General features: G+C 49.4%; 22 protein-coding genes and 1 pseudogene. 10 read left to right on the forward strand and 13 right to left on the reverse strand.

Annotation, left to right across the window (positions count from 1 at the left end; all coding sequences use genetic code 11):
• Positions 1-131 (reverse strand): annotated as a pseudogene (locus tag EA14781_RS23490) (MFS transporter); the annotation flags it as partial.
• Positions 132-753: 622 nt separating this feature from the next.
• On the opposite strand from EA14781_RS23490, the gene EA14781_RS15290 reads away from it, so the two are divergent.
• Positions 754-1,752 carry a bile acid:sodium symporter family protein gene (locus tag EA14781_RS15290; protein ID WP_000765624.1) on the forward strand — a complete coding sequence of 333 codons (999 nt, stop codon included), beginning with the start codon at positions 754-756 and terminating at the stop codon, positions 1,750-1,752.
• Here EA14781_RS15290 and EA14781_RS15295 read toward each other — a convergent pair.
• The 3 genes from EA14781_RS15295 to zipA form a co-directional block, all read right to left on the reverse strand.
• Positions 1,749-1,967 (reverse strand): DUF3820 family protein, encoded by a 219-nt coding sequence (locus EA14781_RS15295; protein WP_000410205.1) that lies wholly within the window; start codon positions 1,965-1,967, stop codon positions 1,749-1,751. The genes EA14781_RS15290 and EA14781_RS15295 overlap by 4 nt on opposite strands.
• A 1-nt stretch (position 1,968) precedes the next feature.
• Positions 1,969-3,984 (reverse strand): NAD-dependent DNA ligase LigA, encoded by a 2,016-nt coding sequence (ligA, locus tag EA14781_RS15300; RefSeq protein WP_000443646.1) that lies wholly within the window; start codon positions 3,982-3,984, stop codon positions 1,969-1,971.
• A gap of 70 nt (positions 3,985-4,054) precedes the next feature.
• Positions 4,055-5,050 carry a cell division protein ZipA gene (zipA, locus tag EA14781_RS15305; protein WP_000983147.1) on the reverse strand — a complete coding sequence of 332 codons (996 nt, stop codon included), beginning with the start codon at positions 5,048-5,050 and terminating at the stop codon, positions 4,055-4,057.
• Between the two features lie 229 nt (positions 5,051-5,279).
• Here zipA and cysZ point away from each other — a divergent pair, with 229 nt between their 5' ends.
• The 5 genes from cysZ to crr all read left to right on the forward strand — a co-directional run bounded on the left by cysZ (position 5,280) and on the right by crr (position 10,158).
• Entirely contained in the window at positions 5,280-6,041 is a 762-nt protein-coding gene (gene cysZ / locus EA14781_RS15310; RefSeq protein WP_000255063.1) for a sulfate transporter CysZ, read from the forward strand.
• Between the two features lie 184 nt (positions 6,042-6,225).
• Complete coding sequence (gene cysK / locus EA14781_RS15315) at positions 6,226-7,197, forward strand: cysteine synthase A (RefSeq protein WP_000034394.1); 972 nt, start codon at positions 6,226-6,228, stop codon at positions 7,195-7,197.
• Positions 7,198-7,578: 381 nt separating this feature from the next.
• Complete coding sequence (ptsH, locus tag EA14781_RS15320; protein ID WP_000487600.1) at positions 7,579-7,836, forward strand: phosphocarrier protein Hpr; 258 nt, start codon at positions 7,579-7,581, stop codon at positions 7,834-7,836.
• A 44-nt stretch (positions 7,837-7,880) separates the two neighbouring features.
• A complete protein-coding gene (ptsI, locus tag EA14781_RS15325; protein ID WP_000623128.1) occupies positions 7,881-9,608 on the forward strand; it encodes a phosphoenolpyruvate-protein phosphotransferase PtsI in 1,728 nt (575 codons plus the stop codon).
• Positions 9,609-9,648: 40 nt separating this feature from the next.
• Positions 9,649-10,158, forward strand: a complete 510-nt coding sequence (crr, locus tag EA14781_RS15330) for a PTS glucose transporter subunit IIA (RefSeq protein WP_000522254.1) — start codon at positions 9,649-9,651, stop codon at positions 10,156-10,158.
• 42 nt (positions 10,159-10,200) lie between these two features.
• On the opposite strand, the gene pdxK is transcribed toward crr, so the two are convergent.
• On the reverse strand, positions 10,201-11,052 hold the full coding sequence (pdxK, locus tag EA14781_RS15335; RefSeq protein ID WP_000096633.1) for a pyridoxine/pyridoxal/pyridoxamine kinase: 852 nt from the start codon (positions 11,050-11,052) through the stop codon (positions 10,201-10,203).
• A gap of 103 nt (positions 11,053-11,155) precedes the next feature.
• Here pdxK and EA14781_RS15340 point away from each other — a divergent pair, with 103 nt between their 5' ends.
• A complete protein-coding gene (locus EA14781_RS15340; protein ID WP_000719931.1) occupies positions 11,156-11,530 on the forward strand; it encodes a YfeK family protein in 375 nt (124 codons plus the stop codon).
• Positions 11,531-11,569: 39 nt separating this feature from the next.
• Here EA14781_RS15340 and EA14781_RS15345 read toward each other — a convergent pair whose 3' ends face one another.
• Together EA14781_RS15345 and EA14781_RS24930 are read right to left on the reverse strand one after the other, a co-directional pair.
• Positions 11,570-12,412 carry a hypothetical protein gene (locus EA14781_RS15345; protein ID WP_129560748.1) on the reverse strand — a complete coding sequence of 281 codons (843 nt, stop codon included), beginning with the start codon at positions 12,410-12,412 and terminating at the stop codon, positions 11,570-11,572.
• Positions 12,413-12,421: 9 nt separating this feature from the next.
• On the reverse strand, positions 12,422-12,949 hold the full coding sequence (locus EA14781_RS24930) for a hypothetical protein (RefSeq protein WP_129560747.1): 528 nt from the start codon (positions 12,947-12,949) through the stop codon (positions 12,422-12,424).
• Positions 12,950-13,097: 148 nt separating this feature from the next.
• Between EA14781_RS24930 and EA14781_RS25265 the strand changes: the two genes are divergently transcribed.
• A complete protein-coding gene (locus EA14781_RS25265) occupies positions 13,098-13,268 on the forward strand; it encodes a hypothetical protein (RefSeq protein ID WP_002461616.1) in 171 nt (56 codons plus the stop codon).
• Positions 13,269-13,349: 81 nt separating this feature from the next.
• Here EA14781_RS25265 and cysM read toward each other — a convergent pair whose 3' ends face one another.
• From cysM to ucpA, 6 genes are all read right to left on the reverse strand, one after another.
• Complete coding sequence (gene cysM / locus EA14781_RS15350; RefSeq protein ID WP_002461614.1) at positions 13,350-14,261, reverse strand: cysteine synthase CysM; 912 nt, start codon at positions 14,259-14,261, stop codon at positions 13,350-13,352.
• A 133-nt stretch (positions 14,262-14,394) separates the two neighbouring features.
• A complete protein-coding gene (cysA, locus tag EA14781_RS15355) occupies positions 14,395-15,492 on the reverse strand; it encodes a sulfate/thiosulfate ABC transporter ATP-binding protein CysA (protein WP_000021026.1) in 1,098 nt (365 codons plus the stop codon).
• Entirely contained in the window at positions 15,482-16,357 is an 876-nt protein-coding gene (gene cysW / locus EA14781_RS15360) for a sulfate/thiosulfate ABC transporter permease CysW (RefSeq protein WP_000852701.1), read from the reverse strand. The genes cysA and cysW overlap by 11 nt, the downstream gene beginning before the upstream one ends.
• On the reverse strand, positions 16,357-17,190 hold the full coding sequence (gene cysT, locus EA14781_RS15365) for a sulfate/thiosulfate ABC transporter permease CysT (protein ID WP_000458400.1): 834 nt from the start codon (positions 17,188-17,190) through the stop codon (positions 16,357-16,359). The genes cysW and cysT overlap by 1 nt, the downstream gene beginning before the upstream one ends.
• A complete protein-coding gene (cysP, locus tag EA14781_RS15370; RefSeq protein ID WP_000290210.1) occupies positions 17,190-18,206 on the reverse strand; it encodes a thiosulfate/sulfate ABC transporter substrate-binding protein CysP in 1,017 nt (338 codons plus the stop codon). The genes cysT and cysP overlap by 1 nt, the downstream gene beginning before the upstream one ends.
• 170 nt (positions 18,207-18,376) lie before the next feature.
• Positions 18,377-19,168 carry an SDR family oxidoreductase UcpA gene (gene ucpA / locus EA14781_RS15375; protein WP_000517455.1) on the reverse strand — a complete coding sequence of 264 codons (792 nt, stop codon included), beginning with the start codon at positions 19,166-19,168 and terminating at the stop codon, positions 18,377-18,379.
• Positions 19,169-19,457: 289 nt separating this feature from the next.
• Between ucpA and murQ the strand changes: the two genes are divergently transcribed.
• Together murQ and EA14781_RS23495 are read left to right on the forward strand one after the other, a co-directional pair.
• The gene (gene murQ / locus EA14781_RS15380) at positions 19,458-20,354 is read left to right on the forward strand and encodes an N-acetylmuramic acid 6-phosphate etherase (protein ID WP_001175638.1); all 897 of its coding nucleotides are present in this window, start codon (positions 19,458-19,460) and stop codon (positions 20,352-20,354) included.
• A 3-nt stretch (positions 20,355-20,357) separates the two neighbouring features.
• A partial coding sequence (locus EA14781_RS23495; RefSeq protein WP_077776608.1) for a PTS transporter subunit EIIB occupies positions 20,358-20,520 on the forward strand: 163 nt, incomplete at its 3' end.

Consider the following 20,520-nt stretch of genomic DNA (forward strand, 5'->3'; position numbering starts at 1 on the left):
CCAACCGCGCCAATATCTTCCCCTTTGAAATGTAGCGTAATAAACATATAAGAACCAAATGTATTCAGCCAACTTCCCCACAAAAAGAATTGCAGAAATGAAAGAACTTTTAACTGTAGTTTTAGATTCACCCTCTTCCCCTTCGATTTTGAGCCTCCCCTTTAAATATCCAGAAATTCATCAAAACTACCAATATTTTTTATCGTGACGATCCATTTCGATTTGATATCAATCCTGAACATATTCAAGATGATACTCTGTCATTACATGGACATAATGTATTGATTACAGTTATCACAATCAATTAGCCTTTTATCATAAACAATCATGACGCAAATGTTTATCCTTATTTAATTCATTAAAATTATTAATTACATACAAGTGATGTGATGAAAAAACAATTCTGACGTTAAATATAACTCTGGCTTTTATGGTTTTACGGAGAGTGTTTTAAGCTGAACTCAGAAGTGGGGTTAATGATATTATCTGGCATCTCTCCAGACTAAAGATAAAACTTAGAAATATTATGGGTATTAGCAAACAGTCACACTACGTTATATTTTCATCAGTGACGCATTTCATGCATCCACCGTCATTTCCTGTTTACAGGTAAAATTTTTTCCCTAATCTGCCAACAGCGCATAAGTTAATTTCACATAACGTCTCATTACCGCGCACAAATTGTTAAGCAATTCAGTTTTATTTATCGTCCAGAACAACGCACAATGAAAGCATCGATCATCTGGAGTCTTTATGAAACTTTTCCGTATCCTCGATCCTTTCACGTTAACTCTGATTACGGTAGTGCTGCTGGCCTCCTTCTTCCCGGCAAGAGGCGGCTTTGTCCCCTTCTTTGAAAATCTGACCACCGCGGCCATTGCGCTACTGTTTTTTATGCACGGCGCTAAGCTATCGCGTGAAGCCATTATCGCGGGCGGGAGTCACTGGCGGCTACATTTGTGGGTAATGTGCAGCACTTTCGTGCTGTTTCCAGTTCTGGGCGTACTGTTTGCCTGGTGGAAGCCAGTAAATGTCGATCCGATGCTTTATTCCGGTTTTCTCTATCTGTGTATTCTCCCCGCTACGGTTCAGTCTGCAATCGCTTTTACCTCTATGGCGGGCGGTAACGTCGCAGCGGCTGTTTGTTCTGCGTCGGCATCCAGTCTGTTGGGGATTTTTCTCTCGCCATTACTGGTCGGCCTGGTGATGAATATTCACGGTGCAGGGGGCAGTCTCGAGCAAGTCGGTAAGATTATGCTGCAACTGTTGCTACCGTTTGTGTTGGGGCATCTTTCCCGCCCGTGGATTGGTAACTGGGTGGCACGTAATAAAAAGTGGATTGCAAAAACCGATCAGACGTCCATTCTGTTGGTGGTTTATACGGCATTCAGCGAAGCTGTCGTTAATGGCATCTGGCACAAAGTCGGCTGGGGATCGCTGCTGTTTATTGTGGTAGTCAGCTGCATACTCCTGGCTATCGTGATTGTAGTTAACGTCTTTATGGCTCGCCGACTGGGTTTCAATAAAGCGGATGAAATTACTATCGTCTTTTGTGGTTCGAAAAAGAGTCTGGCGAATGGCATCCCGATGGCAAACATTCTGTTCCCAACGTCAGTGATCGGCATGATGGTGCTGCCATTGATGATTTTCCATCAGATCCAACTGATGGTCTGCGCAGTGCTGGCGCGTCGTTATAAGCGCCAGACCGAGCAGTTACAGGCACAACAGGAAAGCAGCGCAGGTAAGGCTTAAAGCTGGCGTTTCAGGGGCTGAACCAGTTGCGTCAGCCCCTCGGTTTTAATCAGCAGCGTGATTTGCATTAGCTCCCCCAGTTTACCCGCCGGAAACTCATCCTTACGGGCAAACCACAGCAGATACTCTTCCGGCAAGTCGATTAAGCGACGCCCCTTATACTTGCCAAACGGCATAACCGTATTGGCAATCTCAATCAGCTGCTCTTTTTCCATTTCAGCTACCCAGCAAACGCAGCATTTCAGTTTCGTCGATCACTTCAATGCCCAATTCCTGCGCCTTCGCCAGTTTTGAACCCGCTGCCTCACCGGCAATCACCAGATCGGTTTTCTTCGACACGCTTCCCGCAACTTTTGCTCCCAGTTCAATCAATCTGGCTTTGGCATCATCACGCGACATCTGACTTAAGCTACCGGTAAGCACCACGGTTTTACCGGCAAACGGGCTGTCGATCTCTTCAGCATTAATCACCACTGGCGCAGGCCAGTGAACGCCTTCCGCTAAAAGCTCGCTGATGACATTGCGATTACTTTCTTCGGCAAAAAAGTTATGAACGTGTGATGCCACCACAATTCCGACATCCGGCACTTTTTGTAGCTCTTCAATCGACGCCGCTTCCAGGGTCTCCAGCGTACCGAAATAAGCCGCCAGCCCCGTCGCGGTGGCCTCGCCCACTTCGCGGATGCCAAGTGCATAGAGGAAGCGGGCAAAGGTGGTTTCCTTCGCTTTTTCCAGCGCATTAACCACGTTTTGCGCCGATTTCGGCCCCATACGCTCCAGTCCGGTCAGTTTGCCTGCGGTGAGTTTGAACAGATCCGCCGGTGTGTGGACATATTCTTTTTCAACCAGCTGATCGATGATTTTGTCGCCCATTCCGTCAACGTCCATCGCGCGGCGGGAAACAAAGTGCTTCAGCGACTCTTTACGCTGAGCACCGCAAATCAGGCCACCGGTACAGCGGGCAACTGCTTCACCTTCCACACGCTCGACATCAGAACCACATACCGGACAATGCGTCGGGAATACCACCTCACGGGTATCTTCCGGGCGTTCAGAAAGCACGACGTTCACCACCTGCGGGATCACGTCACCTGCACGGCGAATCACCACTTTATCGCCAATACGTAAACCAAGGCGCTCAATTTCATCGGCGTTATGTAGTGTGGCGTTGCTCACCAGCACGCCTGCAACATGGACGGGTTCCAGACGCGCAACAGGCGTAATGGCGCCAGTACGCCCCACCTGAAACTCAACGTCACGCACATAGGTCATCTGTTCCTGCGCCGGAAATTTAAATGCCACCGCCCAACGAGGCGCGCGTGCGACAAAGCCGAGTTCTTCCTGCTGTGCCAGCGAGTTGACCTTAATTACCACGCCATCAATATCAAACCCCAGCGTTGGACGGTCTTCCTCCACTTTGCGGTAAAACGCCAACACCTCTTCCGCCGATTCACATAATGTAACGCGATCGCTGACGGGCAATCCCCATTCTTTAAATTGCATTAAACGCCCAAGATGGGTATCCGGCAATTCACCGCCTTCCAGCACGCCAACGCCATAACAGAAGAAAGTAAGTGGTCGTTTCGCCGTGATACGCGGATCAAGCTGACGCAGTGAGCCTGCCGCCGCATTACGTGGGTTAGCAAATACTTTTCCGCCCGTGCGTCGCGCATCTTCGTTGATCTTTTCAAAACCTGCCTGCGGCAGGAACACTTCACCACGCACTTCCAGACGCGCCGGGATATTCTCACCGCGTAGTTTCAACGGGATGGCGCGAATAGTACGCACGTTAGACGTAATGTCTTCCCCGGTGGTGCCATCGCCACGGGTCGCCGCGCTAACCAGAACACCGTTCTCATACAGAATGCTGACCGCAAGGCCATCAAGCTTCAACTCACAGCACCAGGTGACTTTTTCATTACTTTTAAGTCTGTCCTGTACACGTTTGTTGAAAGCAAGAAAACTCTCTTCATCAAAAACGTTATCCAACGACAGCATCGGCACTTCATGGCGAATCTGGCTGAACGCCGCCAACGGTGCGGCACCTACACGTTGGGTCGGTGAGTCTGGCGTAATCAGCTCTGGATGTTTGGCTTCCAGTTCACGCAGTTCTCGCATCAGCCTGTCGTATTCAGCATCAGGAATTTCCGGCGCATCCATCACATGATAAAGATATTCATGATGACGAAGCGTCGTTCGCAGTTCTGTCAGTTTCTGTTCGATTGATTCCATATCGCACCATCAATGCTAAAAACCCCCGACAAGCGGGGGTTCAGAAAGGAGTTTATCTGCCTAAAGTGTATCAGGCGTTGGCGTCTTTTACTTCACGGATGATGTCCTGATACTCGCGCAATTTCTGCGGGGTCATCATACGACGCTGATCGTCAAGCACTACGCCGCCCACTTCATCGGCAATATGCTGCGCAGATTGCAGCATCAACTTGAAGTTTTGTAATTCATCACCGTAAGACGGTACCTGCATGAATATAGTGACGCCCGGCGTAGTGAAATCCTTCATTTCAGGATCGAAAGTCCCCGGCTTCACCATATTCGCCAGACTGAATAACGCCGGGCCGCTGCCATCCGGGCTAAGATGGCGATGGTAAATATTCATATCGCCAAAGATAAAGCCCGCTTGTTGAATGCTGTTGAGCAGAACTTCGCCATTCAACTCGCTACCGTGATGCGCTGCGACGTTCATAATGATCACCGCTTCTTTGCGCTTCGGCTTATCCATAACCGGAGCGGGTTCAGCGACAAGTTCAGGCTGCGGCGCCGCTACAGGTTCTGCGGTCTGGAAAACTTGTTGCGCAGGTTGCGGCACGGGCTGCATTGGTTGCGCGACCTGAGGCGCTGCAAGCTGTTGAACCGGTTGTTCAGGCTGCGGCGGATAAACCGACTGAGGCACTGGCTGCGGTTGTTGAACTGGCTGCACTGGACGCTGAGCGTACTGCGGCGGTACCTGCGCTTCAGGCGGCTGCTGGACCGGTTGACGCGGTTGCGCAGACGCATAAGGCGGTTGGTACTGGTGTTGCGGCGACGGACGAGCAGTCTCATGCTCCTGGGCATTTGCCGGGGCATGATTTACGCGGTGAACACGAACCTCACCAACGCCCTCATCTTCTTCGACATCCTCATCATAAGAATCGTCGTCACGTTTTGACTTCATTCGTTTTAATGGGCGATCGCGGAACATAGAAGACCGTTCTTTACGGCTGGTCCAGAAACCATGTACCAGTAAAGCGATTATGGCGATCGCGCCAACAATGATTAATATCAGACGCAAATCCTGCATCATTATATTCTCTGTTGTTCTAACACCTTGCCACCACGGCAAACATTTACTCCCTAAGAGTATTTGCCGATTACCTCAAGTGCAAGTGCACTCTTAACTTTCACAGCACAAAGATAGATGAAATTGTGCTTTTTGCTGTTTTTTCGAACATATCCTAACTGTCCATTACGTAATTACCCGGTAAAATACGCCGAATTTTCCTGGGATTGGTCAAAAGGAGCTCATCCTGATTATGGTTTCATCATACACACCTGCCCCGCGCAGCGGTTTTTACTATTTCGCGCAAGGCTGGAAACTCGTTTCACAACCTGGGATTCGGCGTTTTGTCATTTTACCCTTGCTCGTTAATATTTTGTTGATGGGAGGCGCATTCTGGTGGCTCTTTACCCAACTGGATGTCTGGATCCCTTCACTGATGAGTCACGTACCAGGCTGGTTGCAATGGTTAAGTTACTTGCTATGGCCAGTAGCAGTCATCTCTGTATTATTGGTTTTTGGTTACTTCTTCTCAACAATCGCCAACTGGATTGCCGCTCCGTTTAACGGTTTGTTAGCAGAGCAGTTAGAAGCCCGACTGACTGGCGCTACGCCACCGGACACCGGTATTTTTGGTATTATGAAAGATGTGCCGCGGATTATGAAACGCGAATGGCAAAAATTTGCCTGGTATCTACCACGCGCTATCATATTACTGCTCCTCTATGTTATTCCCGGCATTGGTCAAACTGTCGCGCCAGTGTTATGGTTCCTGTTCAGCGCCTGGATGCTCGCTATCCAGTACTGCGACTATCCATTCGATAACCATAAAGTACCATTTAAAGAGATGCGCACAGCCCTGCGCACGCGCAAAATCACCAATATGCAGTTTGGTGCATTAACCAGCCTGTTCACGATGATTCCGGTACTTAATCTGTTCATCATGCCGGTGGCCGTCTGCGGCGCGACGGCGATGTGGGTCGATTGCTATCGTGCAAAACATGCCTTATGGCGGTAACAGCTTTTCGGTTATTTTGTAAACCATTTGTGTGAAACAGGGGTGGCTTATGTCGCCCCTTATTCCATCTTGCGAGCCATTATTTCCCTTCTGCATATAGATATGCTAAATCCTTACTTCCGCATATTCTCTGAGCGGGTATGCTTCCCGTTGTATCCCAATTTCATACAGTTAAGGACAGGCCATGAGTAAGATTTTTGAAGATAACTCGCTGACTATCGGTCACACACCGCTGGTTCGCCTGAATCGCATCGGTAACGGACGCATTCTGGCAAAGGTGGAATCTCGTAACCCCAGCTTCAGCGTTAAATGCCGCATCGGTGCCAATATGATTTGGGATGCCGAAAAACGCGGCGTGCTGAAACCCGGCGTTGAACTGGTTGAGCCAACCAGCGGCAATACGGGTATCGCACTGGCTTATGTGGCCGCCGCTCGCGGTTACAAGCTTACCCTGACCATGCCGGAAACCATGAGTATCGAACGCCGCAAGCTGCTGAAAGCTCTGGGGGCAAATTTAGTGCTGACTGAAGGTGCCAAAGGTATGAAAGGCGCCATTCAAAAAGCAGAAGAAATCGTCGCCAGCAACCCAGAAAAATACCTGCTGCTGCAACAATTCAGCAACCCGGCGAACCCAGAAATTCATGAAAAAACCACCGGCCCGGAGATTTGGGAAGATACCGACGGACAAGTTGATGTATTTATTGCTGGTGTAGGCACTGGCGGTACACTGACTGGTGTTAGCCGCTACATTAAAGGCACTAAAGGTAAAAAAGATCTCATTTCTGTGGCTGTTGAACCAAGCGACTCTCCGGTTATCGCTCAGGCGCTGGCTGGCGAAGAAATTAAACCTGGTCCGCATAAAATTCAGGGTATTGGCGCAGGCTTCATTCCAGCGAACCTTGACCTCAAACTGGTCGATAAAGTTATCGGCATCACTAATGAAGAAGCGATTTCTACTGCTCGCCGCCTGATGGAAGAAGAAGGCATTCTGGCCGGCATCTCTTCTGGCGCTGCTGTTGCCGCTGCGTTGAAACTACAAGAAGATGAAAGCTTTACCGACAAGAATATTGTGGTTATTCTACCGTCATCGGGTGAGCGTTATTTAAGCACTGCATTGTTTGCCGATCTCTTTACAGAGAAAGAGCTGCAACAGTAATGCCAGCTTGTTAAGAATGCGTAAAAAAGCACCTTTTCGGGTGCTTTTTTGTGGCCTGCTTCAAACTTTCACCTCTCCTGGCATTGATTCAGCCTGTCGGAACTGGTATTTAACCAGACTAATTATTTTGATGCGCGAAATTAATCGTTACAGGAAAAGCCTTAGCTGAATCGATTTTATGATTTGGTTCAACGCTTCCTTTAGCGGCATAATGTTTAATGATGAACGAAACATCAGCGGCCAACCCGCCAACAATGGACTGTATTGAGCACATCGTGCGTCGCGTCTGTTAAAAACTGGCGCTAACTATACAGGCTAAAGTCAAACCGCTAGGCTAGACTTTAGTTCCACAACACTAAACCTATAAGTTGGGGAAATACAATGTTCCAGCAAGAAGTTACCATTACCGCTCCGAACGGTCTGCACACCCGCCCTGCTGCCCAGTTTGTAAAAGAAGCTAAGGGCTTCACTTCTGAAATTACTGTGACTTCCAACGGCAAAAGCGCAAGCGCGAAAAGCCTGTTTAAACTGCAGACTCTGGGCCTGACTCAAGGTACCGTTGTGACTATCTCCGCAGAAGGCGAAGACGAGCAAAAAGCGGTAGAACATCTGGTTAAACTGATGGCTGAACTCGAGTAATTTCCCGGGTTCTTTTAAAAATCAGTCACAAGTAAGGTAGGGTTATGATTTCAGGCATTTTAGCATCCCCGGGTATCGCTTTCGGTAAAGCTCTGCTTCTGAAAGAAGACGAAATCGTCATTGACCGGAAAAAAATTTCTGCCGACCAGGTTGATCAGGAAGTTGAACGTTTTCTGAGCGGTCGTGCCAAGGCATCAGCCCAGCTGGAAACGATCAAAACGAAAGCTGGTGAAACGTTCGGTGAAGAAAAAGAAGCCATCTTCGAAGGGCACATTATGCTGCTCGAAGATGAGGAGCTGGAGCAGGAAATCATAGCCCTGATTAAAGATAAGCACATGACGGCTGACGCAGCTGCTCATGAAGTTATCGAAGGTCAGGCGTCTGCCCTGGAAGAACTGGATGATGAATACCTGAAAGAACGTGCGGCTGACGTACGTGATATCGGCAAGCGCTTACTGCGCAACATCCTGGGCCTGAAGATTATTGACCTGAGTGCCATTCAGGATGAAGTTATTCTGGTTGCCGCTGACCTGACACCATCCGAAACCGCACAGCTGAACCTGAAGAAAGTGCTGGGCTTCATTACCGACGCGGGTGGCCGTACTTCCCACACCTCTATCATGGCGCGTTCTCTGGAACTGCCAGCCATCGTGGGCACCGGTAGCGTCACCTCGCAGGTGAAAAACGACGACTATCTGATTCTGGATGCCGTAAATAATCAGGTTTACGTCAATCCAACCAACGACGTTATTGATAAACTGCGCGCCGTTCAGGAGCAGGTTGCTTCTGAAAAAGCAGAGCTTGCTAAGCTGAAAGATCTGCCAGCTATTACGCTGGACGGTCACCAGGTAGAAGTGTGCGCTAACATCGGTACTGTTCGTGACGTTGAAGGCGCTGAACGTAACGGCGCAGAAGGCGTTGGTCTGTATCGTACAGAATTCCTGTTCATGGATCGCGACGCGCTGCCGACTGAAGAAGAACAGTTTGCTGCCTATAAAGCAGTGGCTGAAGCATGTGGCTCGCAGGCGGTTATTGTTCGTACCATGGATATTGGCGGCGACAAAGAGCTGCCATACATGAACTTCCCGAAAGAAGAGAACCCGTTCCTCGGATGGCGTGCTATCCGTATTGCAATGGATCGTAAAGAGATCCTTCGCGATCAGCTTCGCGCTATCCTGCGCGCCTCTGCTTTCGGCAAATTGCGCATCATGTTCCCGATGATTATCTCTGTTGAAGAAGTACGTGCACTGCGTAAAGAGATCGAAATCTACAAACAGGAACTGCGCGACGAAGGTAAAGCGTTTGACGAATCAATTGAAATTGGCGTGATGGTGGAAACACCGGCTGCCGCGACAATTGCGCGCCATTTAGCCAAAGAAGTTGATTTCTTTAGTATCGGCACCAATGATTTAACGCAGTACACTCTGGCAGTTGACCGTGGTAATGATATGATTTCACACCTTTACCAGCCAATGTCACCGTCCGTGCTGAACTTGATCAAGCAAGTTATTGATGCTTCTCATGCTGAAGGCAAATGGACTGGCATGTGTGGTGAGCTTGCTGGCGATGAACGTGCTACACTTCTGTTGCTGGGGATGGGTCTGGACGAATTCTCTATGAGCGCCATTTCTATCCCGCGCATTAAGAAGATTATCCGTAACACGAACTTCGAAGATGCGAAGGTGTTAGCAGAGCAGGCTCTTGCTCAACCGACAACGGACGAGTTAATGACGCTGGTTAACAAGTTCATTGAAGAAAAAACAATCTGCTAATCCACGAGATGCGGCCCAATTTACTGCTTAGGAGAAGATCATGGGTTTGTTCGATAAACTGAAATCTCTGGTTTCCGATGACAAAAAGGATACCGGAACTATTGAGATCGTTGCTCCGCTCTCTGGCGAGATCGTCAATATCGAAGACGTGCCGGATGTCGTTTTTGCGGAAAAAATCGTTGGTGATGGTATTGCTATCAAACCAACTGGCAACAAAATGGTCGCTCCAGTTGACGGCACCATTGGTAAAATCTTTGAAACCAACCACGCATTCTCTATCGAATCTGATAGCGGCGTTGAGCTGTTCGTCCACTTCGGTATCGACACCGTTGAACTGAAAGGCGAAGGCTTCAAGCGTATTGCTGAAGAAGGTCAGCGCGTGAAAGTTGGCGACACCGTGATTGAATTCGATCTGCCGCTGCTGGAAGAGAAAGCCAAGTCTACGCTGACTCCGGTTGTTATCTCCAACATGGACGAAATCAAAGAACTGATCAAACTGTCCGGTAGCGTAACTGTGGGTGAAACTCCGGTTATCCGCATCAAGAAGTAATTCTTGCCGCAGTGAAAAATGGCGCCGTTAGGCGCCATTTTTTTATGCTTCCGCCAGCGGCGGCAGAATCAACTCATCGCTCTCATGCCGCTGGGTATAGCGCATCACCTCCAGTACACGCAAACCTGCGCTGTGTACCGCATCAGTTAATTCCTGCCCTTTCAGCAAGCCGCTGATGAGCTGCGCGCAAAACAGGTCTCCTGTGCCTTTAAGGTCTGTTTTCACCCGCGAATGGGAAATAACATTTACACTCTCGGCACTGACCACTACCACCTGCATCTCCTGGTTTTCTTCATTGCCGGAGGCGCTGGTAATCACCACCCATTTTAATGTCTCTGAAAGCAGACTTTTTGCTGCGGCAATGGCGTTGTCAAGATCGCGGCAATTCTTACCAGTCAGGATTTCCAGTTCAAAGATATTTGGCGTGATGCCCTGCGCCAGCGGCAGTAAATATTGCCGATATGCCTCGGGAAGATCTGCTTTGACATAAATACCGCTATCAATATCGCCAATCACCGGATCAACCATAATCAGCAAATCAGGATGCTCTTCACGTAAAGCGGTCAGCCACTCAGCAAGGATTTTAATTTGCGATGCCGTCCCCATATAGCCCGTAGTTACAGCACGAAGTTGGCGCAGCGCATCGCGCTCCTGAAGCGCACGCAAATAGCCGCTAAACCATTCGTCTGGAATCGCACCACCGTAGAACGTGTCATAATGCGGCGTATTACTCAGCAACACGGTAGGTACGGCAAAGACATTCAGGCCGTTTTGTTTAATCGCTGGCACGGCAATACTGTTGCCCACGCTGCCGTACACCACCTGCGACTGCACAGCGACGATATCCGCCTGCAGCGCCCTGCTCTTATCGTTAAACAACAACAAACTACTCATTTAATTTTTTCTCCTTGCCGATGAGCCTCATCGCATCTCAAGCGAAACTTTACCTGATTTTGGCAGTCAAATCGGCTAACACAAACAAGGATAAGGTAATTCAGTGAAGAAAATCATTTGTCTGATCATCACACTACTGCTAACACTCCCCGCTTACGCGAAGTTAACTGCCCATGAAGAAGCCCGCATTGATGCTATGCTGGAGGGATTAGCACAGAAAAAGGATTTGATATTTGTGCGCAACGGCGATGAACATACCTGCGATGAAGCGGTTTCTCATCTGCGCCTGAAGCTAGGCAATACCCGTAATCGCATTGATACTGCTGAGCAATTTATCGATAAGGTTGCCTCGTCATCATCGATTACCGGGAAACCCTATATTGTGAAGATACCCGGTAAGAGCGATGAAAACGCGCAACCTTTTCTTCATGCGCTGATTGCGCAGACGGATAAAACGGTAGAACTAAAAAACAAATAGTGAAAAAGAATGGGGCAGTATCTCTTCTGCCCCATTATACTATTTTATAATTTCAGCACTCCTCCTTCCAAGTTGATATTCATGATGATTATCCGTAAAAATAAAATGGTCTGCCTCATATCTACCGTCAATATTCATATCTCCAGATATATCGCCTGAAAAATTTTTATCTGTTTTTAGCTGATAAAGTCCATCTGGAGATTGAGAGTAATTACGTACACTAAAACGTCTATTCGCTATACCCTGATCGCAATTACCATTATTTTCAAACCGAAACATCCCTCGTTCTTCAAGAAAATCATCAGCATTATTGGCCAGAAAACCACTGAATGAGGTCATCATTCCACATTCTAAATTGTATATTTTTTTATCATCAATGATAAGAAATGGTGTTCCCAGTCCATTAACATAACGAATAGCATCATTTGTGCCAAGAGTAATTTTTTTCGGTTCTTCTTTTTCTAATTGAATCCACAACGAATCTTTAGACTTAAGTAGTGTAGACTTATGTTCGGCAAAACACGATATTAAAGGATAACCAGAAACTGGGCATTCTTGTTTAATAATAGAAATACCATGTACATCTAATTTATCTATTATCTTACTTCGATACAGAAGATACTTTCCATCGGTCGAAAGCTCTTTACCGGGCAATGACCTCAAACTTGCAGAGATATTATCTATTTTTATAAAGTAAAAATTACCATAATCAAAGGATTGTTCATCATCCTGATCATTATCAGCGTTTTTTAACTCATAGACATCATTACCCGAAACGATTAAAGATGAATTTATCACCTTCACTTTTCCTGTGACAGGGATATTACTTTTTTTAGCATTCACATACAGCCACTTACTGTCCCATGATAATTGTTTTCCCAAAGAGATCTGCTATGGTTCAGTTGTATCATAGGTCTGAAAAGTTGCAGGATCAGCAACATTGATTTTATCACCTTTATAAAAAACTACTTTTCCATCAGTGATATAATGGCCAGTACCATATAATTTAACAACATTTTTATATATTGAATATTGGCCAATTCCCAACACATGGACCTTATTCACATCCAGAGGAAGTCGGGTATAAGTCAAAATATTATTTTCAACCTCAGGAAGTGGATTCAAATTAAGACTAATAACACCTACACAGGAAGGGTTAGGGCAACCTCTCCTGCCGCCATGAATATTATCATATTCATTACGTTCAGAGACATACCAAACTTTATTATCATATATTGAATATGCACTACCAATTTTTTTACCTTTGTCCGCACAGCTTTTAGTTTCAACGCTCTCGCCATCATGAAACTCTATATTACACCGATGAATCGTTGCCGTGCACGCGGTCAAGGAGTACAAGATAGAAATCACAAATATATAAACATACATAAAACGAATATACGAGATAGAAACATTCACAATATATATACCTTATAATTTAAATAATCATCCCTGATTGATAAGGTTATAGAGATTTTAAAGTCGATAATATGTTCAAAATCATTCAAGTTGCATCAAGGCGGCAAGGGAGTGAACGAGTACAGCCAACGCAGAGGCAGTTTGAAGGATGACGCGTAAAGACAGCAAGGGAGTGAGTTCCCGATCACTTATTGAATTAAATGACCGGGAGAATGAGTACCATCAGGGAAGAAATAAATTAAAAGCAGAAAAGTATAAACGCAAAATACTTGTTTGCGGATTATTTATCACTTTGAATCCAAATGATTTTATCCGTTGACTCAAGCATCATGAGGTTCATAGAGCATAGTGAATAACCATTCAAACAATAATATAAGGAATTAGGCATATACTATCCCCCTTAAATCCCCAGCCCCTGGCTAAAATGCTCTTCGCCGAATACTCCAGTCGAAAGGTAGCGGTCGCCACGATCGCAGATGATCGCTACCACCATCGCGCCTGGATTATTTTTCGCTACACGTAACGCTCCCGCTACCGCGCCGCCGGAACTCACACCGCAGAAAATCCCTTCCCGCGCCGCCAGTTCGCGCATGGTGTTTTCCGCATCATGCTGATGAATATCCAGCACCTCATCCACCAGTGAAGCGTTGAAAATTCCCGGCATATATTCCGCAGGCCAGCGGCGGATCCCCGGAATACTGCTGCCCTCTTCCGGCTGCAGGCCAACAATCGTCACCGCTCTGGATTGCTCGCGCATAAACCGTGACACTCCAGTAATGGTGCCGGTTGTCCCCATACTGGAGACAAAATGGGTGATGCGACCACCAGTTTGCTGCCAGATTTCCGGCCCGGTGGTGGTGTAATGCGCATAAGGGTTATCGGGATTATTGAACTGATCGAGCAGCTTGCCTTCACCGCGATTGGCCATCTCCAGAGCCAGATCCCTCGCGCCTTCCATGCCCTGCTCTTTGGTCACCAGAATCAGCTCCGCACCGTAGGCACGCATCGCTGCTCGCCGCTCCTGGCTCATGTTGTCCGGCATTAGCAGTTTCATGCGATAGCCTTTTAGCGCGGCGATCATTGCCAACGCAATGCCGGTATTACCGCTAGTCGCTTCGATTAACGCATCGCCCGGCTTAATTTCACCGCGTTTTTCCGCCTCGACAATCATCGATAACGCCGCACGATCTTTCACCGAACCTGCCGGGTTATTGCCTTCCAGTTTTAGCCACACTTCACTGCCGTTATCCGGCCCCATTCGCTGTAATTTCACCAGAGGCGTATTACCAATTGTTTGTTCTAATGTACTCACGTTCTCTGTCCATACGTGGTGTTGCCTGATGCGACACTTACGCGTCTTATCAGGCCTACAGGTTACAAACCTTGCCATTAAAAAACCCGGATCGCGGGATGCGCTTCCGGGCGTTTAAGATTCACTCAACCTATCAGGCGCTTTGTGCGAGAGCAAGTTCTTCATCGCGGGTTTCAATACGCTGAGCACCGTTATACAGCCGTGCATGTTGCAGACCAACGAATAGACGATCGCCGCGCTGCGGGGCGTCGTCACCGTGCATCACGACCGTCAGCGGTTCGTTGTACCACCCCAGCGGCTGCACCACTAATTGGGTGTAGTGGCCTTTCGGACTGGCTTCCAGTACCTGTACCGGCAGCGGCGATTCAAGGCTGGTATGGCGGCTGATATCCACTTCCCACGGACGCAGGAAAAGATCTACCGGCCCCTGATACGCAGGTGTATATCCCAGCGGCCAGCGATGCGCGCCAACGTGGAACTGCCCGCCGCGAATGGTTCCCTGCAAGCGATTCACTTCGCCCATAAACTCCAGCACAAAACGGGTCGCCGGTTCACGCCATACCTGCTCCGGCGCGTCAGCCTGTTCAATATGGCCCTGGCTCATCACCACTACGCGATCGGCAACTTCCATCGCCTCTTCCTGGTCGTGAGTAACGAATACACTGGTGAATTTCAGCTCTTCGTGGAGCTGACGCAGCCAGCGACGCAGCTCTTTACGCACCTGCGCATCCAGCGCGCCAAATGGTTCATCAAGCAGCAGAATTTGCGGCTCCACGGCCAGCGCGCGCGCCAGCGCCACACGTTGTTTCTGCCCACCAGAAAGCTGGGCCGGATAACGATCCGCCAGATGCGCAAGCTGCACCATCTCCAGCAATTTTGTCACTTTCGCTTTGATGGCTGCGGCATTCGGGCGTTCACGCCGCGGCAACACCGTCAGGCCAAAAGCAATGTTGTCGAACACCGTCATATGGCGGAACAGCGCGTAGTGCTGAAACACGAAACCGACTTTACGGTCGCGCGCGTGCAGGCGGCTGACGTCGGTGCCGTGGAAGCGAATATGACCGCTGGTTTGATGCTCCAGCCCGGCAATAATGCGCAGTAGCGTGGTTTTCCCGGAACCAGACGGCCCCAGCAATGCGACCATCTGACCAGAAGGAATATCCAGTGAGATATCGTTCAGCACCTGAGTGCGACCAAACGACTTCTTAATATTGGCAATCTCAATGCTCATGATATTCCTCCTGCTGCGCGCGTTTTTCCTGATTCTCCAGGCGCCACTGCAACATACTCTTTAAAAACAGGGTGATAATCGCCATTAGCGTCAATAGCGCGGCGGCGGTAAAGGAACCGACTGTGTTGTAGTCCTGCTCCAGCAATTCAATCTGTAACGGTAGCGACAGGGTTTCGCCGCGAATCGAACCGGATACCACCGACACCGCGCCAAACTCACCAATCGCGCGGGCGTTGGTCAGCACCACGCCATACAGCAGCGCCCAGCGGATGTTCGGCAGCGTGACGCGGCGGAACATCTGCCAGCCAGACGCACCAAGCAAAATCGCCGCTTCGTCTTCCTGGCTGCCCTGACTTAACATCACTGGCACCAGCTCACGCACTACAAACGGGCTGGTGACAAAAATCGTCACCAGCACCATTCCCGGCCACGAGAACATAATTTGCAGATTATGCTCGTCGAGCCAGCTGCCCAACGGGCCGTTCGAGCCGTAGAACAGCAGATACACCAGACCAGCAACCACAGGCGATACGGCAAACGGAATATCCAGCATCGTCAGCAGCAACTGGCGTCCGGGGAAATTAAATCGCGTCACCAGCCACGCCATCAGGATGCCGAAAACCAGGTTCATCGGCACAGCAATCAGCGCAATCATCACCGTCAGCCAGATGGCGTGCAGCATGTCCGGGTCAGTCAGATTCTGTAAAACTGGCATCAGCCCTTTACTGAATGCCTGCACAAAGATGTAAATCATCGGCACCAGCAGGATGAACGCCGAAACCAGCATCCCGATGCCAATCAGCAACCATTTGCCCCAGTTAATCGGGCGCGCGTCATAACGCTTCAATTGGGTCACTTCCGCCATTAATGACCTACCACACGCCGACCAAAGCGACTTTGCAGAGTGTTAATCGAGAACAGTAATAGTAGCGATGCGGCAAGAATCACCGAAGCAATCGCGCTCGCCGCCGGGTAATCAAACTCCTGTAAGCGAACGAAAATCATCAGCGAGGTCACTTCCGTCTTCCAGGCGATGTTCCCGGCGATAAAAATCACCGCGCCAAACTCACCGAGGCTACGCGTAAACGACAGCGCCACGCCCGCCACCAGCGCCGGAGAAAGCTCAGGCAGTACAACCTTGCGGAAGCTTTGCCAGCGCGTCGCGCCCAGCGTTTCTGCCGCTTCTTCGTATTCCGGGCCTAACTCTTCCAGTACCGGCTGCACGGTACGCACCACAAACGGAATGCTGGTAAAGGCCATCGCCACCGCAATCCCAAGCCAGGTATAGGTGACTTTGATATCAAGTTTTGCCAACCATTCGCCGTAAAAACCATTAATCGAAAAAAGCGAGGCCAGCGTCAAACCGGCGACCGCCGTCGGCAGCGCAAAAGGTAAATCCATCAACGCATCAAGCAGCGTGCGACCCGGAAAGCGATAACGGGTTAAAATCCACGCCATCAGTAAGCCAAAAACACCGTTAAAAATCGACGCCACAAATGCCGACAACAATGTCACTTTATAGGCCGCCACCACCTGCGGGTTGGTGATCACCTCCCAGTACTGCGCCCAGCTCATCTGGGCCAATTGCATCACCAGCGCAGAGAGCGGCAGCAGCAAAATCAGGCACACAAACAGCAGACTGGTGCCAAGGCTTAAGGTAAAGCCTGGCAGCACGCGTCTGGAGGAAACGGCAAACATTACTTACGCCCCGCCGCCAGCAACTTATCTAACTCGCCGCCGCTGGAAAAGTGGGTTTTCATCACTTCCGACCAGGAGCCAAATTTATCTTCCACACGGAACAGTTCGGTCTGCGGGAATTTGTCTTTCAGTTTGTCCATGACTTCCGGGTTATTTACGCGGTAGTAGTAGTCGGTGATGATAGTTTGCGCCTGCGGGCTGTAGAGCCAGTTCAGGTAGGCTTTTGCTGCTTTTTCCGTGCCGTTGGCCCGCACGTTTTTATCCACCCACGCCACCGGAAATTCCGCCAGAATGTTGGTTTTCGGAATCACCACTTCAAAGCCCTGCGCTTCATATTGCTTGCGGATGTTGTTCACTTCCGATTCGAAGCTAATCAGCACATCGCCCAGCCCGCGCTCGGCAAAAGTGGTGGTGGCGCCACGCCCGCCGGTATCGAACACTTCAACATTTTTCAGGAACTGGGTCATAAACTGTTCGGTTTTGGCTTTATCGCCGCCGTCAGCTTTATCCGCTGCGCCCCATGCCGCAAGGTAGGTGTAACGCGCGTTACCAGACGTTTTCGGGTTCGGGAAAATCAACTTCACGTCGGAGCGCACGAGGTCATTCCAGTCATGGATATTCTTCGGGTTGCCCTTACGCACCAGGAAGCCCATGGTGGAATAGAACGGCGAGCTGTTATTCGGCAGGCGCGACTGCCAGTCCGCGGGGATCAGTTTGCCTTTGTCATGCAGGATTTGTACGTCAGTCACCTGGTTATAAGTGACAACATCTGCTTTTAAGCCCTGCAAAATCGCCAGCGCCTGTTTTGATGACCCGGCATGAGATTGTTTAATCGTCAGTTTGTCGCCGCCGTTATCTTTTGCCCACTGCTGTTCGAACGGAGTATTCAGGGCGGCAAACAGCTCGCGAGAGACGTCATAAGAACTGTTCAGCAGTTCCGTTGCCTGTACGTGGCCTGCCAGCAGCAGAGAAGCAGCCAGCGCGAGATATTTCTTTTTCAGCAAGTTAACGGCCATTGCGCACCCTTATAAATTTAATGACTTTCTGATAGCCATCATATTTATAACGGACACGAAAGGAGTAACGGTTTTATATATCGTTTGGTGATTTAGAAGTTAAAAAGGGAATAAGAACCAGGTTTCCGACGAAATCCTCCCCACTCATGCAGGGAGGAAACTGAAGTAAATCAGATACCGACGCTAACGCTTTCTGGCAACGTACTGCCGCCATCGATCACATTCTGAGTACCAGTTAAATAGCTGGATTCATCGGAGGCGAGGAATGCGGCCAGTTCGCCGACTTCCAGCGGATCGGCGAGGCGACGCAGCGGGATTGCTTTCGCCATTTCAGTCAGCACCGATTCTGGATCTTCCGGGTTCGACTGGCGGGCAATACTTTCCGCCATTGGCGTACGAACATAACCCGGACAAATTGCATTAACGCGAATACCGGATTGCGCGTACTCCACCGCCAGCGATTTGGTCAGCCCAACAATCGCCGCTTTCGTTAAGGCATACGCCGTTTCGCCTGGGTCCGCCACCATATCGCCAGTGACCGAAGACATCATCACAATACGACCATCCTTGCGGGCAATCATTTCCGGCAGCACCGCCTTCGTGACGTTCCACACGCCTTTAATATTGATATCAATATGGAAATCGCGATCTTCATCGCTCATATCGAGAAAACTGCCCAGGCGGCAAACACCTGCGTTATTCACCAGAATATCAATGCGCCCTTCTTTTTCCTTCGCGCGCTTGATAGCCGCGGCAACCGATGCCGGGTCGCGTACGTCGGCAATGACGGCTGTGCAACGATGACCGCGTCCTCCCAGTTCATCCGCCAGCCTTTCGATCTCATCGGAGATATCCAGCAAGATTAGGTTCGCGCCATAACGCGCAAAAGTTCTGGCAATCCCTTCGCCAATCCCTTGCGATGCGCCTGTAATCAATGCTGTCTTGCCCGTGAGTTTACCCATTTTAATGCTCTCCTTGTTAATACAGAGCGTTACACTCCATTGCCTCTGAAAATACAGGATAAACAAAATATTGCTGCGTATCAGCTCACTAATTGGGGAAAATCTCAATCTAACCGCCGCTTTATGCATCACTTTACTCACGACATAAGCACACTACTGCGCTCAATCATTTTCAGCGACGCCACATTAGTGGTATTCGGACTTAATGATTCCTTTGTGTCCGCCCAATCGGGATATATGATCCCATTTATCTGCAATTATTTGATCGCAAATATTAAGGTCACCACCGATGCAACTTGAAAAGATGATTACCGAAGGCTCGAATAACGCCTCCGCTGAAATTGACCGCGTATCAACGCTGGAAATGTGCCGGATTATCAACGAAGAAGATAAAACCGTACCGCTCGCCGTTGAACGTGTACTGCCGGGTATCGCTGCGGCGATCGACGTTATCCACGCCCAGGTGAGCGGCGGTGGTCGTTTGATTTATCTCGGCGCAGGAACCTCAGGCCGTCTGGGAATTCTGGATGCCAGCGAGTGCCCCCCCACCTACGGCGTGAAACCGGGCCTGGTGGTTGGTTTGATTGCCGGCGGCGAATATGCCATTCAACATGCCGTAGAAGGCGCGGAAGATAGCCGGGAAGGCGGCGTTAACGCTCTGAAAAATATCGGCTTAACCGCGCAGGACGTAGTGGTTGGTATTGCCGCCAGCGGACGCACGCCGTATGTGATCGCCGGACTGGAGTACGCTCGCCAGCTTGGCTGTCGCACAGTGGGAATTTCCTGTAATCCAGGGAGCGCTGTTTCAACTACCGCAGAGTTTGCCATTACGCCGGTTGTCGGCGCCGAAGTGGTTACCGGCTCTTCGCGGATGAAAGCGGGTACAGCACAGAAACTGGTGCTCAATATGCTCTCCACTGGGTTGATGATTAAATCCGGCAAAGTGTTCGGCAACCTGATGGTCGATGTGGTCGCCACCAATGAAAAATTACATGTGCGCCAGATCAATATCGTCAAAAACGCCACCGGATGTAGCACAGAACAAGCGGAAGCGGCATTGGTTGCCTGCGATCGCCACTGCAAAACAGCCATTGTGATGATATTGAAAAATCTTGATGCCGCTGAAGCTAAAAAACGCCTGGATCAACACGGCGGCTTTATTCGCAAGGCTCTGGAAAAGGAATAACCCATGGCAAAAGAGATCAGCAATGAACTTCTGAACACCATTCTTACCCGGGTCGGCGGCCCGGGAAATATCGCCAGTTGTGGTAACTGTATGACGCGCCTGCGTCTGGGTGTACATGACAGTTCACTGGTTGATCCCAATATCAAAACGCTGGAAGGCGTTGGTG

It is taken from the genome of Escherichia albertii NBRC 107761 = DSM 17582 (assembly GCF_000759775.1).
Taxonomy (GTDB): Bacteria; Pseudomonadota; Gammaproteobacteria; order Enterobacterales; family Enterobacteriaceae; genus Escherichia; species Escherichia albertii.